The following is a 13,010-nucleotide window of genomic DNA, read 5'->3' as shown; positions in this document are numbered from 1 at the left end:
GAATATGATAGACTCCGTTAAGAAATTCTTGTAGTTATTATTAAAAGATTAAATAAATGATTATAATTACCGATATATGTATAAACCATACCAATTGTGGGGCAGCAATCCAATATTTTTGAAGGCGGTGCATCATGTATCAAAACAAGCGAAGCGATGCTTTTAGATATAGTTTAAATACTCCGATCGTTTGTTATTTCGAAATCACGAATATTAACGGCAAAACAACGTCGAGCACACCGGTCAAAGCAACTTTGATGGATATCAGCAACTCGGGGTGCAAAATCGTGACTCCCTTAAATTTGAACGCGGCCAGCAACAAGTTGCAGATCATTCTGCATGTGCAGCTGCAAGAAGAGCTCTTGAAGCTCAACGGTTCGATTCGCTGGCAGCTTCAATCTACGAACGCGCTCTATCATTACGGCGTGAAATTTATGATGAACGAGTCCGAAAAAAGACATCTGATCGCCGGACTGCGAACCTTAACGGCATTAAGAAAAATTACGGTAAATTGAGCGGCTACGAGCTTCTGGAAAGTAAGTAATTTACGGCTTTCTCGTACCTTTGCAGGCGCGCAAAATCTGTTTCCGAAAGGTTTTTTATTCTTCGGACATCCCGGTTGTCTTCCAGATCCAAGAGCTTGACAACTCTGGCCAAAGCATTGGGCTTGATTCGCTGGAGGAATTCGTCGTAGGTCTCGTTGTCTCTGCGTGTGAGACAATCGAGAGCCTCCAGAAGATGCTCTGCAAAGCCATCCTGCCTGAGAGTTTCCATCGTCACGTCCGTATCCTCGATGACGTCGTGCAGAACGGCAACGATTCTTGAGTCGTTATCCGGCGCTTGTAACATCAAACGTAACGGATGAAGAATGTAAGGCTGGTTGCCTTTATCCAACTGAGCTTGATGAGCGGCTGTGGCGATAAGGATCGCTTTGGTTAAATCCGACATGTCGCATTCTCCTTTACGGGGCTATAGCTCTGATACGATAAACTTGCCGTTCTGCGAAACCACTTTATACAATTCGTCGAATCCTTCATCGGCGTCGGGCGGGATCAACTTCTTAAGTACGTTTTTTATGCCGACTTCGGGAATCTTTTCTATCCCTGCCCTGAGTTCATTGCGCTTCATGGATTCCTCAAAATCCGGCTCAAAATAATAGCCGGTAACCTTGAACCTCCCCCGCTTCGCGGCCTCAATATACTTTTTTCGGTCCTCGGCGGTGGGATTCGTATTATCGACGACGAACGGCTGCTTCGCTTCGATGGAGGCGGCCACGTAGATGTCTTCTCGGTGTCTGGTTTTCAGCATATCCAAGTTAATTCGGATGTGCGAATTAAAAAACTTTTCTTTGTAGAAGGTCGATTTTCCGGAAGCCTGAATTCCTATGAACAGGACGCACTCCAAGCCTACTCCTCCTTGTCCAAATAAACATACTGATTCACGTATTCCCTATGCTGCGAGAAGATCGGCGTCTCGTAATCCACGTCCCATTTGCTTCTTATGGCTTCGCCCTTATAGTACTGCTGCTTGGTGATGCATACTCCGCGCTTCTGCCATACGGGCAGATCGTTCCAATTGATCCCTCTTTCCAGGAAGAGCTTATCTTGAAGCTGCTTTCCATCGAGTCCATGCAGTTCCTTATGCGGAAAGTTGGCCTGAGCCACCATCGATATGCTGTTTTTCGTGGCGTCTTGCTGTCTCCACACAAAATAATTGGTGACTTCATCGTGCGGGAGCACCCAAGCCCTGCTATCGAAAGTCGCCAAAGGCTTATCCGGATCGATCTTTCGCATCTCTTCGTTAAATTTTGCCGTCGCCATGGAGGCGGATACGGAAACGATCTTTTGGATGTTGTTCTCGAACCATGACTGGGTCGTTAATTTATCATAATTGGTCAGTAATAAGGAAATCTCGTCACTTTGATGATAAACGATTTTACATCCCATGATATTTTGCGCAAGGTACTTGCACGTTTCCCACAAAGCGTGGGTCAATGTCTCATCAAAGGGCTTCTTCATGCCACGGGTAAAAGAATGAAAATGACAGCCGTCGATTCTGACAATAATCGGAAGACGGCGCGGCAAGCTGTGCCGAAACGCATGTTCATACTCCTTCATACGGTTTCCAAAATCATCTTTTTTCATGCTTGCCCCTCTTCTCATGTTTTTACGCTCTGACGCTATTTACCCCCACATAAACGGCCAGCAAAATGACAACTGCGGCAATAAGCAGTTTGATCCGCCTCTTCTTTTTTCGCTTTTGGCCTTCTTTCTTAAGCGCCTTCTCGACAGCCTCGCTCAGCAGCTCGAATTTCTCTTCGACCGTATGCTGCAGAATGGTTCCGCAATGGGAACATTGCCTTTGAAACGCCGTAGGCTTCGTACAGTGTGGACATTCTACCATCATTTATGACCCCCTTTGGCAAGCTTTATTCGTACACTCTATAGTCTCGCTATTCACTGTAATACGCGTCCCAATCATAATCTTCGACGAATACAAACTTGCCGGAGTCCAAGTCTCTTTCGTAGGCGCTCGGAGGCTCGGCATCCAGATAGGGAATAATCGAATCGTCTAGATTTAAAACGACTCCCAAAGAAACGACTTGAAAATTTGCGCTGTCCGCATTATAGTCGTCATCCTCGTACCCGCTGAAAAATATCCATCCCGTGTCCTGTTCGTTGTTCGGCTCATCTTTCATCATAAAATTAAATTTTTCTCTCTCCAGAACGTCATGACTCACGATGACCTTGTAATCGTAATAATAATCCATTTCCTTCGCGCGCGGGTCTTCCAATTGTGTACTGCAAATATGTACGGAGTTGAAGCCGATCATATCTCCATATTGGGGAGAATCCAAATAGACCGGATGATTGACCAATTCCCCACGGAAATCCGAAGCATTCCGCTCGACAATTTTTACCCACATTCTCTCGGCTTCGCAGCCGTTATCCAACGTTTCTTCCGCCATAAAGATGAGCTTGACCAGATCGCCCGCCTGCAGCCGGTCCAAGACTTCATCGCTCGGAATGTAAAACGTATACGGCGCATGTTTATGACGTTCAACGGCATTATCCAGTGTCCAGGCCATGAAGTCTCACTCTCCCGAAAATGATCATCGTCATGAAAAATGTATTTTCACCCGCTACAGGGATTTAAACAAATAATAAGACAGCCGGTCGTCAATCAGGCTCATATTTTCTTGCCCGATATAATCCGGAAGTTCATTATAATGAACGGAGATATTCTCCAGCTGCCTGACTACTGTCATTTCAAAGGTGTCATAATTATAGGTGGCCTTCGTAATCACGAAATAAGTGTCCGGTTTAATAAAGACCTCGATTCCCGTATGATCGCCTTTATTCACGACGGTAAGATAGCAGCACTTCACTTGCAGCTTCGGATCGTTGGCATTTTTTTGAATCGTGGTTCCTTCCGCCAGCGGATAGGAAAAAGGGACATTCATTACAATTTTTTTAAGCAATTTCTCATCCATTACTATTCTCCTTCGGGCGAAAACAAATGATTGATATATTCCTCAAAAGTCGCTTCCTCAACGGGATGCAGGGTTAAATCATCGTCATGCCATATTTCGACAATAGACCAATCATCCGTTGTTAAAAAACCTACCGCATCGCCGGTACATATACGTCCAAAAAGTAGAACGTCTTTGAGCTCTTCATGGTCTTCTTCACGAATTAACTCATCGTAAAACTCATCAGCCTGCACTAAACAGCCGAAAAATTGGAAAAAATCATCAGCCAACGTCCCCTGACCGATTTCTTTCAAAAAATCAACAAAATCTTGCGGAATCCCGTCGATGATTTCTTTTTCCAGCTCCGCTTCCGATATTTTTTCAAATTGATGCCTCGAAGGGTCTCTTTCGATGATCTCACGAATGCCGTTATATCTCATGAGGATGTACTCGCTCTCCTTGTTACCGGTTGTTGTATGATTCTTCTCCTATCATAACCAATTCAAAATTTCATTTCCACAATTTGATAGGATTCATCTCTCGAATTTGGCAGGTTTGACTCCCTAGTAGTTATATGATATGGTCAATTGGTAAGGCATTCCACTCTTTATCGGGCGGGATGCCTTACTGCATGAAAGCGGTTTTTTACATTTAATGTATGACGGATCAAAATCATAAGCCAAGAAAGGTGAAAAGCATGATTCAAGTTAAAGAATTCCTTGATTCCGACAACAGGCTTGCCGAGAAAAGCTGCAATGAATTTCTGGCCACATTGGAGGAAGATCAAATTGTAAGTATAAGCTACGGGTCCATTATCAAAAGCAAACCGGACAAAGGGGAATATCAAAGAAGCACGATCCTGGTTGTCTACCGGACCCAGGAGAAGTAAGCCGCCATGCTTGGCGGAGAGCTTGTTGAGCAACCCGCTTCACGCAGAAAATTCTCTGCATACACCGGTGGGGTATATCCCTCCAGCCGCTCTTGAAACCCGTGAACTTGATTATAATTTGCGGTATTTTCACGGGTTTCAAAGGCGGACGTAAACTCTTACGGGATATACCCCACCTCTATTTGTTTGAGATTTTCTCCATTCTGGGTTTCTCAACTCTCTGGCCGCCATGCTTGGCGGTCTTTTTAATTTAGAATAAAAATGCGACCGGCTGTAAATGATATCCATTGTAAAGGAGATGAAGCCATGCCGCAAGATAAGCTGGAAAAAGAAACGGACGGAAATCCCGAAACGGTCTATGAGGACCTTACCTCACACGAACGTGATGGATTTAGAACGGACGATACCCAGGAAATCGGAGATCGCGAAAAATTGGATGGATACTCGATTGAATAAATACAGGAGGTAACGATGGATAAAAAAACTCAAGCAGGAATTGAAAATCTCGAGACAACGGCGGAAGCGGCAGATTTATTGACTGTCCCCGAAGGCGCCAAAGATTATGTCGATATCATTGGGGACGAAAATCTCGATCCCTTTGGCAAGCCTTCTTCAAATGCGGATCAGCTATAAAGCAAATGAAAAACAAGCCTGGAGTGCAAGCGAAATTGCGCTCTGGCTTGTTTTTTAGTTATGCGAGTGCATAGAGGCTCACACAGCCATAATCCGTATAGACGGCGAGGTAATCCTGCGTAAAGGCAAGGGTGCAATTTTTCACAACATGCTCGACCTCAAACGCCATCGTCGGTTTCATGGTATGGAGGTCGAACAGTTGAATCTTGCCGTAATTGTACACGGCGAGCAATCTTCTCCGTTCATGGATCGCAAAGCTTTTTATATCCGGCGTCATCCAGTCCTTGCATCCGGTCATCGTGTTCAGGTCGTAGCACTTAAGCGACCATGAACCGTACTGCTCTTGCGTGAACAACAATCGGTCGTCCGGTGAAAAAGCCATGCTCGACGTCATCGCATTTTTGTCTTTTGCGATTGTGTGCTCCTGCATGGTCGTCATATCGACGATTACGATTTCACCGGTATGTGAACAATACGCCATCAGGCGGCTGTCGTGCGACAATACGGCGCAAAGCTGAGTACTATGTCCACCGTACTTCTCGCATTCCACTTGTCTCGTATAGCGGACGGTATTCGTCCCCAGATCATAGACGACAAGGCTGGACTTATCGTACCAGAGCGCCGTCGACCCGGATACCGACAGCGTGCTCGCCGGCATTTTGGGGGTGTATCGCTCAAGCTCGCCGTTGCCCAGAGAAAGCCCTGCAATATGATGGTCAATATTCAACAGCAGTACCTTCTGTGCGGCACAGTACCGCATATCCAAGATCAATTGCTGTCCCGGAAGCTCATAGGTTGTTTGTTTCTCCCCTTGATCGTCCATGAGATAAATCTCTTCTTTTTCAAACTGGCCCACTACATAGCTGCAAAAGAACGTGTTCGTATCCTCCATCGCAGCCAGCGGCATAAACCCGGTGTAGCCGCCTCCGATGTAACGGTGCAAGACCGGCTGTCCGGCTCCCGCCTGCGGGTTGTGCAGGACAAACCCTTTTTTCAGCCTGCTCCACGTTTCCTTCTGTACATACTTTGCTGCTTCCCCCGGATCATCAAATCCTTTTTCTTTCGCCTTGCCTCCGTTGCTTGAAGTGAGGACTTGATTCCCGGTTTGTTGAATCGACCATGTTTTGTTGTTGATTCTATCCGTTAACGTTCTTTCCATAGCACCCTCGCCTTGTCTATTTCGCACAATATTTCACTTTTTGCTAGCGCTGGTTTTTTTTGGGTGATGCAGCCTGCATAAGCTCTGACAGCAAAGCCGCCTTCTCCCCTTTGGCTTTGGCGGCGGCAGCCTTAAGCTTCTCCACGCCGCCCCAAATCGGATAGACGATATGCTCCACTTCATAAGGCTGAAGGCCGCTAACCTGCTGGAGTAGCAGTCTTGTATTGGCTTCCTCTTCCATCGCCGGCTTAATCTTCAGCTTGATCGCTTCGGTGCTGCGCAGTATGCAAGCTACCAGCGTGGGAATGCTCTCTGCATTCACGCCATACTGTTCGACGAAGGCGGTCGTGAAGCCATTTTGCACGGATTGGTGCTCGTCATCCACCAGCTTCATATAATCCTCTACCAGCCCAAAATAACTCCGGTCCGCCAAGCCGAGGCCGAAGACGGCATAGCTGCCCGGCATGCAGCTCTTCTCGTCTTCCGTATCCGCATACCATTCAAACTCTTCCATCGCTTCGCGGGCATATTCCTTCAGCAGCGGGTGCAGCTTCGGGTATTCCATGGCGTTCGCGAAGAAACGATGTGTCCCTGACTTCGCTAATCCTTTGATGGGCAAAAACTGCTTGACGCCGGATTTCAGCTTAATCTGATAGTTTTTGGGGAACCCTTGCTGCAGCAAGCGGCAAATAAACCGCAGCGCACGCGCGTAGCTCTCCTCGGCTTCCTGCTTAATAGTAATCGTTACGGTAGAGAAAACGTCATTGGCCGTGCATTCCACAAACTCATTGCGGAAATGCACATCTTCCTTGGCAAACGTTCCGCTGCCTTCCTTCATGAAGCGGGATGCCCTGGCGCTTCCCAGCTCGACGGCCCGTTCCAGGAAGGCAAGCCCCGTGCTTTTGCTGTAAGAAGGCTCATATTTAATGATGGATACCGCCGTATATAACAGCAGCTCAATCGGCCCTTGCTCGGTATCTTCAAGCTGAATATCGGTTTTTCTCGTGTACTCGGTTTGGCGCCATTCATCCTTGCGAGTCTCGAAATAGCGGGGAAGAAACGTCTCCTCCACCCAATTCCGCAGAGCTCTCACGATATTCGAACGATGCTCGGCAAGCCGCTCTTTCTTCCCTTTATTCAGCTCCAAAATGTGCTCGAACACGGAAATGATCCGCCCGGCATCCGGGTCGGGAAACAAGCTCTCGTCGAGCAGGTGTCTGGAGAGAAAGAACGTCTCCAGCGGCTTGGTAGGGTATTTCCCGTCGTCGAGCTTCGTTTGAATATAAGAAGCAATGGCATGTAGCAGCCGCTCCTTCTTCGCCTCATCGATATGCTGGAGAATCGGGAGCGTCACTTCGCCTTCCTGTACGCGAAATTTTCCCCAGAACGAAAATTTATAATCGATGATGGCCGGGGACGGAAAGCTGTCCAATTGCTGCTGCATGAATGCAGCCAAGCGCGGGACGATCTGCTCCCGGACTTGTTCCTCCGACAATAGCTCGGCAGGCTCACCCAGCCGGGTCTTGACTTTCGGCGACAAGAAATCGAGCTCCGTGTCCGTCACGCTGACTCTGCCCTTGGCGTACTCCAGCAAGCCGTAGTCATGAATCCCGACCTGCAGCGGGGTACGCTTCACAATTTGTTCCGCATCCTTATCGCCAATGAATTCGAACCATTGCACAATGGCCTGCTTCATTTCGTTGATGAGATCTTCCAGCATGCTATCCATACGATCGTCCGTCCTCCCGCATTATCGGTTTTCGTCGTGATGCTGTCTGCCGGCATAGTAAGGCTCGCCAGGATCCAAGTCCAGCACGTAACGGCGCGGCGCCGCCAAGGCGTATTGATGCTCGCAGCGCCAGCGCTGCTGCTCCGTCCAGCCAACCGTCTCGCCATCCTGAATGACATCTCCCTGGTTATACAGGTAATAACCGAGATCACCCAGAACGGAGGCGACTTCCCCCGGCTCCATATCGTAAAAATGGCACTGCAGGTCCGGCAGTCCCAACGCGGCAAGACCGGTCGTGTCCATCAAAAACTCCCGGCGCTCCGTTCCCCTGCCCTGGACGTTATAAAATCTGACGTTCATCGCCCCGTACAGCGTCTGCCCTTCCGCGAGAGCGCTCTGGTACTGCTGCGGATCTACGATTTTGTCGCTTGCGCTCCAATAGAGGGCGTCGCACGGAGCAACCTCCAGCAGAGCCCGGAGCGCATTCTGGAACAGCTCCAGCCGTTCTTTATAAGGAAGGCCTGCGGCGCAGAAATCGGTAAGCAGCACGGAATGCCGGCATGCTCCCACCGTCTCGCGGGCTCCGGGCCAATCCCACGCTTGCTGCAAAGCCGTTTCGTACTTTTCCGGCTTCGTCTCCTCATGGGTCCGGAATATGCACGTTTGCGCCGGCAATTCGCCTTCCTCATAAGCGACTTTATAGTTAAGATGGAAAAACATCAGCGTTTCGTTGCTTGGGTCCGGATCTTCCGCTTCCCAGACGGCAAGACCGGGAACATCGGCCTCGTCCTCTTCGTCCTCGGTATCCTCATCATCTGGAACGTCAACCTGCCCCGTATAGGCTTCCATCTTCGCGTACAGCGCCTCGCGGGACAGCTCTGGCTTCGTCTTGTACAGCAGCTCCACCATATAAACCCGGGCAAAGCCGGAATCGTCCTGCTCCTCTTGTTCGTTTCCATCCTCTTCGAATCGGTCTTCCAGCTCCGTCATTTCGTTCGCTCCTCTTGTTCGTTATCTAAACCGCAGTCATACATGCAGAACCGTCCCTTCCTCCATCAAAAGGTCCGAAACTCCCGGTACGGCCCCTTTCATTATTCCATTCAAACGATTCCGATGACAAGTTATGCCATTGTTTTTGAAACGATAGACTTATAAATCGGTAAACTATCCGCCTATTGTCCTGTTTACGCAAGAGAGAAACGAAACAAAAGACACATATTTTTATGACATTATTCGACAAAACCATAGGCCATACATCCCCATACAGAACTGATTTGCAGCTGCAAAAAAATGAACCGGCTGAAGTACTGTGCCTCCGCCGGCTCGTGCTTTTCCCTTATCATGGCTTCACTTAAGCGAGAACCTCAACGGTAAAGCCGCCCGGAGCTTTCACATAGAACGTCCATCCATGCGACCTTTGCGGCGGCTTGACATCGAATCCGTCGTCCTTCATGCGTTGATTGATCTCATTCACCTTCTCTTCGCTCTCCTGGATGAAGCCGATATGAAACGTCTTAGGGTACTGAGCCTCGGCTCCTTTCATTAACGTGATCACCATTCCGTTATCGTCAAACAGCACCGCGAATGAACTGCCGCGCGCATCTCCGCTCGTGTCCATCGGCTTGAGTCCGAAATAAGTTTCCAAAAACTGTTGAGCGGCCTGCACGTCCGTGACGGTCAAATTGATATGATTCAGTTTCATCCCATAACACATCCTTTGTTAAAAAAGTTAATTTCCCCTAAATCGTATCACATTCATGCAAATGATAACTTTTTCACAGTTTGTTGTTGAATGATGTGCGAAAACCCGTCACAAGATTGAATCTATTTCATCATGGTTCTAATCTGCTTGATGCAATTGTCCTATTTTCCTATTGATGGTAAAATTATAAGGAGATAGAACTCATAGGGGGTCATGTTCATGAAACTAAAACAAGCCGTTTTAGGGATTGCTCTGCTCAGTCTTTCGTTCTCATCGGTCGCATCGATCGCAAGCGCTCATCCCGGCAGAACAGATAAAAACGGAGGGCACACATGCAGAACCAATTGTGCAAAATGGGGGCTTGAAGACGGCGAATATCATTATCATAATGGAGGAAACAGCTCTAGCGGTGGCTCCGGCAGCACGTCAAGCTCGCCAAAAGCAACCCCTTCCCCAGCAAAAGAAGAAGTCCCGGACGGCATGATCAAGGTGAATGTGCCCGCTTTTAAGGTCTATGTAAATAATCAGGAAGTTTCCAATGCTTCTGCGCAGTATCCGGTCATTACCTACAAAGACATCACCTATTTCCCAATGACTTGGAGCTACACGCAGGCACTGGGACTCGAAACCAAGTGGGATAAAGAGACGGGATTTGTGATCCGGAAGACGGCCAACAAAGCAGCCAAACTGAATGTCGACCTGGGCTCCCCGCCTGAAAAGCTGTACGCCAAGCTTCCCGATTTCAACGTATTTGTAAACGATGCCTGGTTTGACAACTCGACAGAAGCGTATCCGCTGCTTGTATTAAATGATGTAACCTATTTCCCGATGACCTGGAAATTGGCTGTCGAGGACTTAGGCTTGACGACAAAGTTTGAAAATAACGCCTTTTACATTTCGAAGTAAGCCTGCCACCAGGTGGCTCTGGACGAGAAAAAGTGCCTTTCCCCGCGGGGATGGCACTTTTTCTTTTTTCTGCTGCGAATGTAAAATTGAAATTATGGCGCGTCCGGCCCCACGTCGGTCTTCTGCAGCGGACGATTCTTGAAGGACGAAGCCGTGGAGTATTCGTCCGCTCCGATATCATGGGCGGAGGAGCGAACTTCGCCATCCATATCCTCCTTGATATCGCTGTACGTTCCAACTGCGGCATCAATCGCCGCCTTGCTGGCGGAGGATAATTTTTGCAATCCGTTCACGGTTTGAAATATCGGGTCGGCGTTACGAATCTCCGCAGCCGTTCTCGATTTATTGCTCAGCGTGCTGCCATACCCGAGGTTGCCTTCGAATACGGTGTTGCTGGTGGCCGCTTCGTTATAAAGCGTCCCCGTGGAATTTTTCACGATGTTGTTCGCCACGACGCTGTCTTGAGGAGCATATGCCTTCCCTGACCCGATAACAATACCCGCCTTGCTGCCTACGATCGTATTGTTGACGACTTGGGCGCGGTAAATTTTCCAATGCGCTTTCAATTGGTCGCGCGTCGGATTGGGCGGATACCCGCCGGTGCCGCCGTCAAAGCTGCCGCTATCGAGATGGATGGCCGTCTCGGTAAGCTTCTCGAAGTAGTTGTTGTAAATTTTATGGTCGTTGCCATACACCCGAATTCCCGATTGCTTCGTTTCTACGCCGTCGCCAAGGAAGAAGTTCCCGTAAAACTCGTTGTTATGGCCGTGCCGTGAAGTTAGTCCCCCTTTCGAGGTTTTGAAGGTATTGTAGCGGACCGTGTTGCCGCTGCTTTTGACGGAGACGATTTCGGGCTCGCCATCGCAGTTCTCGAACAGATTGTATTGAATGGTGTTGTACCCGTTGGACAACGAGACTTTGGATAGCCCCAGACGTATCGTTTCCTTGCCGTTGTCTACCCACGGGCCGACATCATGGAAGTAGTTGTATTCGATCTTGTCGTGCTGCGAGATGTTCCCATCGCCGTCGCCTTCGTAGGCAATGAGCGGACCAGTGTCGCTCTTGGGACCAAAATCATTATGGTCAATCTGATTGTGATGGCTGTTCGCTCCGCTCACCTGCAGCCAGAACAACTCTTTTCCGGTTGCCGGCAAAGCGAATCGATTCCGGGTCACCTGGATATTGTTGGAGCCGTCCAAGAGGAGCGCCGTGTTGCCGGTGTTCGTAAACTTCAAGCCCTCAATCGTAACGTAGGACGATTTTTGAATTTTGAGCGATGCCCCGCCGGAAATGATAGCCTTGCCCGGATTCGCCGCTTTGATCGTAATCTTGTTGTTCGCCGTGCCGTTCTTGCCGCTTACGACGAAGGGAGCATCCTGCGTGTAGGTACCGTCGGCGAGCACAATCGTCGTGCCGGGAACCGCTTTGCCAATGGCCGCAGTCAGCTCGGCAGAGGTGGAAACCAGCACACCTTCGCCACTTTCGGCGCCCTCCCCATAAATCTCCACTTCGGTGTAGCTGTTCCAGGCATTAGCCGAGTTGCCGTGCCCAATAACTTTTACGTACCGGGCCGCGTTGACATCGGGAAAATCAAAGGTTTGCAGGCCTGCGTTCAAGCTGCTGACCGCATTCGCCTTCACCGTCTTAAAGCTCACATTGTCGGTCGAGGTTTGAATATCGAACTTGGAGGTTCTGGAATCCCCGTTGAGAAATGCCATTTTCATATAGCTGACCTTCTTGTTGGCGCCTAGATCGAATTTGATCCATTCCCCGTCGCCGCTGGCGGACCAGCGTGTGGACAGATTGCCGTCTACCGTATTGGCAGGAAGGTTGCCGTCATCCTTACTCGCCGTTACGGCAGACGCCGGAACCGGCAGCTTCACATCCGCTGCGTAACCAGGTGCGGCAGGAACAAGCGCAGGAAGCAAGCAAGCGCATGCCAAAACCGTAAATAGCTTTTTGTGTCTTATCATTTCATCGCTCCTTCGTTTTTTTAAATTGCAGAGTGCACTCCGATTTCATTTTACAAAGAAAAGCGGGGCAAAAGGAATCTTCAAAATGCCGAAAAGATCATTAAAATCATCAATTTCCGGCCTTTCAGAACGGAAAGCCGTAAAGCCGCCAAGGCTTATGCCCGCCGAAATAACGGACGGGTCTTCCGGACGGGGATACCGGCCGTATGCGCAGATCCGGGAGCTCGCCGTCCGGATACAGAATCGCCTCCTCTCCCTTTTGCAAATCCAATGCGATGTCTGCTTCCTTCGTTCCCAAGTCGACCGTTACTTCAGCGGCGGCTGTTCCGGCTTTCCGCCACCGGACGATGCCGGTCCACCCGGTCCGGACAATACACGGCTCCCCGGCCAAGCTTCTCACGCGGATAAACCGGGTGATGCCGTCCCTGCGCACGGCGCTGACGAGAAAAGCCCCTTCGGCCCGCAGATCGTGAAACGCCGCATCCCGCCATTCGTCCGGGACCGCCGGAAAGATGCGGATTATGCCGCCCCAGCTTTGCAGCAGCAT

At 49.3% G+C, this 13,010-nt stretch carries 18 protein-coding genes; 5 read left to right on the top strand and 13 right to left on the bottom strand.

The window, feature by feature from the left end; genetic code table 11:
* Positions 1-134 precede the first annotated feature (134 nt).
* Complete coding sequence (locus QJ48_RS28725) at positions 135-515, top strand: PilZ domain-containing protein (protein ID WP_054976805.1); 381 nt, start codon at positions 135-137, stop codon at positions 513-515.
* Between the two features lie 4 nt (positions 516-519).
* Here QJ48_RS28725 and QJ48_RS28720 read toward each other — a convergent pair whose 3' ends face one another.
* Genes QJ48_RS28720 through QJ48_RS28690 form a run of 7 tightly spaced genes read right to left on the bottom strand, consistent with a single transcriptional unit; the run spans position 520 to position 3,912 of the window.
* Positions 520-948, bottom strand: a complete 429-nt coding sequence (locus QJ48_RS28720; protein ID WP_054976804.1) for a GTP pyrophosphokinase — start codon at positions 946-948, stop codon at positions 520-522.
* Positions 949-969: 21 nt separating this feature from the next.
* Positions 970-1,404, bottom strand: coding sequence for an AAA family ATPase (locus QJ48_RS28715; RefSeq protein ID WP_054976803.1), 435 nt, complete (start codon positions 1,402-1,404; stop codon positions 970-972).
* A 2-nt stretch (positions 1,405-1,406) separates the two neighbouring features.
* Positions 1,407-2,144 carry a tRNA(His) guanylyltransferase Thg1 family protein gene (locus QJ48_RS28710; RefSeq protein WP_054976802.1) on the bottom strand — a complete coding sequence of 246 codons (738 nt, stop codon included), beginning with the start codon at positions 2,142-2,144 and terminating at the stop codon, positions 1,407-1,409.
* A 22-nt stretch (positions 2,145-2,166) separates the two neighbouring features.
* Complete coding sequence (locus tag QJ48_RS28705) at positions 2,167-2,406, bottom strand: hypothetical protein (RefSeq protein ID WP_157261787.1); 240 nt, start codon at positions 2,404-2,406, stop codon at positions 2,167-2,169.
* Between the two features lie 46 nt (positions 2,407-2,452).
* Positions 2,453-3,088 (bottom strand): DUF2185 domain-containing protein, encoded by a 636-nt coding sequence (locus QJ48_RS28700; protein ID WP_054976800.1) that lies wholly within the window; start codon positions 3,086-3,088, stop codon positions 2,453-2,455.
* A gap of 54 nt (positions 3,089-3,142) precedes the next feature.
* Complete coding sequence (locus tag QJ48_RS28695) at positions 3,143-3,493, bottom strand: hypothetical protein (RefSeq protein WP_054976799.1); 351 nt, start codon at positions 3,491-3,493, stop codon at positions 3,143-3,145.
* 2 nt (positions 3,494-3,495) lie between these two features.
* Complete coding sequence (locus tag QJ48_RS28690; protein WP_054976798.1) at positions 3,496-3,912, bottom strand: hypothetical protein; 417 nt, start codon at positions 3,910-3,912, stop codon at positions 3,496-3,498.
* A gap of 257 nt (positions 3,913-4,169) precedes the next feature.
* Here QJ48_RS28690 and QJ48_RS28685 point away from each other — a divergent pair, with 257 nt between their 5' ends.
* The 3 genes from QJ48_RS28685 to QJ48_RS38195 all read left to right on the top strand — a co-directional run bounded on the left by QJ48_RS28685 (position 4,170) and on the right by QJ48_RS38195 (position 4,994).
* Positions 4,170-4,361 carry a sporulation protein Cse60 gene (locus QJ48_RS28685; protein WP_054976797.1) on the top strand — a complete coding sequence of 64 codons (192 nt, stop codon included), beginning with the start codon at positions 4,170-4,172 and terminating at the stop codon, positions 4,359-4,361.
* 306 nt (positions 4,362-4,667) lie between these two features.
* Complete coding sequence (locus tag QJ48_RS37125) at positions 4,668-4,817, top strand: hypothetical protein (RefSeq protein WP_157261786.1); 150 nt, start codon at positions 4,668-4,670, stop codon at positions 4,815-4,817.
* A 15-nt stretch (positions 4,818-4,832) separates the two neighbouring features.
* A complete protein-coding gene (locus tag QJ48_RS38195; protein ID WP_193394511.1) occupies positions 4,833-4,994 on the top strand; it encodes a hypothetical protein in 162 nt (53 codons plus the stop codon).
* Positions 4,995-5,052: 58 nt separating this feature from the next.
* Here the strand turns inward: QJ48_RS38195 and QJ48_RS28680 are convergent, their stop codons facing one another.
* The 4 genes from QJ48_RS28680 to QJ48_RS28665 all read right to left on the bottom strand — a co-directional run bounded on the left by QJ48_RS28680 (position 5,053) and on the right by QJ48_RS28665 (position 9,584).
* Positions 5,053-6,153: a WD40 repeat domain-containing protein gene (locus QJ48_RS28680; protein ID WP_054976796.1), complete on the bottom strand. Its 1,101-nt coding sequence runs from the start codon at positions 6,151-6,153 to the stop codon at positions 5,053-5,055.
* A 43-nt stretch (positions 6,154-6,196) separates the two neighbouring features.
* Positions 6,197-7,882 carry a DUF6138 family protein gene (locus QJ48_RS28675; protein WP_054976795.1) on the bottom strand — a complete coding sequence of 562 codons (1,686 nt, stop codon included), beginning with the start codon at positions 7,880-7,882 and terminating at the stop codon, positions 6,197-6,199.
* Positions 7,883-7,903: 21 nt separating this feature from the next.
* Positions 7,904-8,872 (bottom strand): DUF4261 domain-containing protein, encoded by a 969-nt coding sequence (locus QJ48_RS28670; RefSeq protein ID WP_054976794.1) that lies wholly within the window; start codon positions 8,870-8,872, stop codon positions 7,904-7,906.
* 361 nt (positions 8,873-9,233) lie between these two features.
* Positions 9,234-9,584 carry a VOC family protein gene (locus QJ48_RS28665; RefSeq protein ID WP_054976793.1) on the bottom strand — a complete coding sequence of 117 codons (351 nt, stop codon included), beginning with the start codon at positions 9,582-9,584 and terminating at the stop codon, positions 9,234-9,236.
* Between the two features lie 219 nt (positions 9,585-9,803).
* Here QJ48_RS28665 and QJ48_RS28660 point away from each other — a divergent pair, with 219 nt between their 5' ends.
* On the top strand, positions 9,804-10,490 hold the full coding sequence (locus QJ48_RS28660; RefSeq protein WP_054976792.1) for a YHYH domain-containing protein: 687 nt from the start codon (positions 9,804-9,806) through the stop codon (positions 10,488-10,490).
* 92 nt (positions 10,491-10,582) lie between these two features.
* Here the strand turns inward: QJ48_RS28660 and QJ48_RS28655 are convergent, their stop codons facing one another.
* Entirely contained in the window at positions 10,583-12,463 is a 1,881-nt protein-coding gene (locus QJ48_RS28655; RefSeq protein WP_054976791.1) for a chondroitinase-B domain-containing protein, read from the bottom strand.
* Positions 12,464-12,587: 124 nt separating this feature from the next.
* On the bottom strand, positions 12,588-13,010 hold a 423-nt coding region (locus QJ48_RS37735), incomplete at its 5' end, for a glycoside hydrolase family 95-like protein (RefSeq protein ID WP_054976790.1).

The sequence above is a fragment of the Paenibacillus sp. A3 genome (assembly GCF_001399685.1).
Lineage (GTDB): Bacteria > Bacillota > Bacilli > Paenibacillales > NBRC-103111 > Paenibacillus_G.
This window is presented reverse-complemented; position numbering and strand designations above follow the sequence as displayed.

Excerpts from the sequence above, each read along its gene's own strand:
- QJ48_RS28725 (WP_054976805.1), top strand. The coding sequence starts at position 135 with ATGTATCAAAACAAGCGAAGCGATGCTTTTAGATATAGTTTAAATACT.
- QJ48_RS28720 (WP_054976804.1), bottom strand. The coding sequence starts at position 948 with ATGTCGGATTTAACCAAAGCGATCCTTATCGCCACAGCCGCTCATCAA.
- QJ48_RS28710 (WP_054976802.1), bottom strand. The coding sequence starts at position 2,144 with ATGAAAAAAGATGATTTTGGAAACCGTATGAAGGAGTATGAACATGCG.
- QJ48_RS28705 (WP_157261787.1), bottom strand. The coding sequence starts at position 2,406 with ATGATGGTAGAATGTCCACACTGTACGAAGCCTACGGCGTTTCAAAGG.
- QJ48_RS28700 (WP_054976800.1), bottom strand. The coding sequence starts at position 3,088 with ATGGCCTGGACACTGGATAATGCCGTTGAACGTCATAAACATGCGCCG.
- QJ48_RS28695 (WP_054976799.1), bottom strand. The coding sequence starts at position 3,493 with ATGGATGAGAAATTGCTTAAAAAAATTGTAATGAATGTCCCTTTTTCC.
- QJ48_RS28690 (WP_054976798.1), bottom strand. The coding sequence starts at position 3,912 with ATGAGATATAACGGCATTCGTGAGATCATCGAAAGAGACCCTTCGAGG.
- QJ48_RS28685 (WP_054976797.1), top strand. The coding sequence starts at position 4,170 with ATGATTCAAGTTAAAGAATTCCTTGATTCCGACAACAGGCTTGCCGAG.
- QJ48_RS37125 (WP_157261786.1), top strand. The coding sequence starts at position 4,668 with ATGCCGCAAGATAAGCTGGAAAAAGAAACGGACGGAAATCCCGAAACG.
- QJ48_RS38195 (WP_193394511.1), top strand. The coding sequence starts at position 4,833 with ATGGATAAAAAAACTCAAGCAGGAATTGAAAATCTCGAGACAACGGCG.
- QJ48_RS28680 (WP_054976796.1), bottom strand. The coding sequence starts at position 6,153 with ATGGAAAGAACGTTAACGGATAGAATCAACAACAAAACATGGTCGATT.
- QJ48_RS28675 (WP_054976795.1), bottom strand. The coding sequence starts at position 7,882 with ATGGATAGCATGCTGGAAGATCTCATCAACGAAATGAAGCAGGCCATT.
- QJ48_RS28670 (WP_054976794.1), bottom strand. The coding sequence starts at position 8,872 with ATGACGGAGCTGGAAGACCGATTCGAAGAGGATGGAAACGAACAAGAG.
- QJ48_RS28665 (WP_054976793.1), bottom strand. The coding sequence starts at position 9,584 with ATGAAACTGAATCATATCAATTTGACCGTCACGGACGTGCAGGCCGCT.
- QJ48_RS28660 (WP_054976792.1), top strand. The coding sequence starts at position 9,804 with ATGAAACTAAAACAAGCCGTTTTAGGGATTGCTCTGCTCAGTCTTTCG.
- QJ48_RS28655 (WP_054976791.1), bottom strand. The coding sequence starts at position 12,463 with ATGATAAGACACAAAAAGCTATTTACGGTTTTGGCATGCGCTTGCTTG.